Origin of the sequence: Bartonella sp. CL100XZDX (assembly GCF_042195375.1) — a bacterium.
Classification (GTDB): domain Bacteria; phylum Pseudomonadota; class Alphaproteobacteria; order Rhizobiales; family Rhizobiaceae; genus Bartonella.
Genome location: NZ_JBHIOH010000077.1, coordinates 1 through 1,586, shown reverse-complemented (window position 1 = coordinate 1,586; position 1,586 = coordinate 1). Strand labels below are relative to the sequence as shown.

The 1,586-nt window shown below is 32.9% G+C and carries 4 protein-coding genes; 3 read left to right on the top strand and 1 reads right to left on the bottom strand.

The features are described from left to right. The coding region (locus tag ACFILU_RS08475; protein WP_375675578.1) for a helix-turn-helix domain-containing protein at nucleotides 1-307 on the bottom strand (307 nt) is incomplete at its 3' end. Nucleotides 308-399: 92 nt separating this feature from the next. Here ACFILU_RS08475 and ACFILU_RS08470 point away from each other — a divergent pair. The 3 genes from ACFILU_RS08470 to ACFILU_RS08460 all read left to right on the top strand — a co-directional run. After that, on the top strand, nucleotides 400-699 hold the full coding sequence (locus ACFILU_RS08470; RefSeq protein WP_015856266.1) for a helix-turn-helix domain-containing protein: 300 nt from the start codon (nucleotides 400-402) through the stop codon (nucleotides 697-699). 209 nt (nucleotides 700-908) lie between these two features. Beyond that, complete coding sequence (locus tag ACFILU_RS08465) at nucleotides 909-1,283, top strand: hypothetical protein (RefSeq protein WP_375675576.1); 375 nt, start codon at nucleotides 909-911, stop codon at nucleotides 1,281-1,283. Nucleotides 1,284-1,348: 65 nt separating this feature from the next. Further along, on the top strand, nucleotides 1,349-1,586 hold a 238-nt coding region (locus tag ACFILU_RS08460; protein ID WP_375675575.1), incomplete at its 3' end, for an antA/AntB antirepressor family protein.

Here is a 1,586-nt window from a genome sequence, read left to right as displayed (position 1 = left end):
CATTCTTTTCTTCATATTGAAGCTTCGTCATTTCATTTTGTTCACATGGCTTCATGCAAACAGTGGAACCCTTGACAAAAGCAGGCGTTGCTTTTTCTTGTATTGCAGTAGTAAAATTTTCTTGATACCAATCACTAGGACTTACATAATTATCCGTAATCTTTGCTATTTGCTTTATTATCCTAGGCTGAGGAAATCTCTTCTTATTTATGTAACGCGCTATTGATGTCTGTGTAACACCTATAGAGGCTGCAAACTCAGCGTAAGTAATATTATTCTTCAATAAATATGATTTTAGCTTAAACATTCCCAAATCATACCATAGTGGTATTTTTAGTGCAAGAGATTTTTACCGTATTGGTATTTGAAAGATAAAAATTTTTTTATAGGATAAGAATCATGAATAACTTAAAATTTTTCAGAGAGAAAATGGGCTTAAGCTCTAAAAAGTTAGCTGAATTAGCAGGTACGAGTCAACCACAGATTTTTCGCTTAGAAAATGGTCATCGGAAATTAACAAAAGAATGGGCTATACGTTTAGCACCTCACTTATCCGTTACCCCTAAACAATTGATGTTTTCAGAACAGGAGACAAATAACTTAGATGCACAAATAGAAGATATGCTCGAACATCTAAGTTATGATAACAAAGTTAAACTTCTTGATCTTCTTTCTTCATTTTATCAAGAAAAGAAATAATAAATTTCTTTTTTTCATCCTCTGTTAATTTTTTCCAAAACGCTAATATTTTTTCATCAATCAATAGATTTTTATCCATTATTTCGCCCCTTCCAAATATAAAATAAAAAAATAACCATTTTGGCATTGACTTAATATTACCATAATGGTATAAATATCTCATAAACCACGCACAAACAATTGCCAAGAGGCGTTAGGGAGGAGAAATTATGGAAAATCCAATTCTTATAAATTCCGATGAAATTTTATTAGTTGTCTATGATGATGATCAAAACATTGGTCGGTCTGGACCACTTGATGAAAGCCAAGTTCTAAAAATTATTGACGAGGCAGATGATGCACTCCAAATTCTTCGCATCAATCCTTCTGAGAATAATTGTGAAGATATCTCTGAAGAAATTGCAGAAGCATATGTAAACGAAAATATCGAACATCTCCATGAGGAGAGTAAAGTTCATGACTTTGTACGCGAAAGTGATGTTTACCAAGAACTTTTAGACGAGATCGCAGACGAAAAATATAATGATGAGATTTACGGTACTTACGAACAACAACACCGTTTGCGTGCATGTGATGTGCTTTAAAAATTCTTAAGGGCGCATTTAAAAGCGCCCCCTTTCATTCATCAATAATTAATTAGAGTAAACTTATGACCACACATGATAATAATATTCATAGTGAAGGATATCTCACGCCTGAAAACGAGGTAGACAACAAAATTGGTTATGCCAAAATGGTCAATGCCCATGTAATGCATAGGTACTTACATTTGAAACAAGATTTCTCCACTTGGTTTAATGATTGTATTGAAAAGCTTGATCTAAAAGAAGGCATGGATTTTGTTTTTACAAAACAAGAATGGAACGGACAGAAGATTTGTCCAAAAT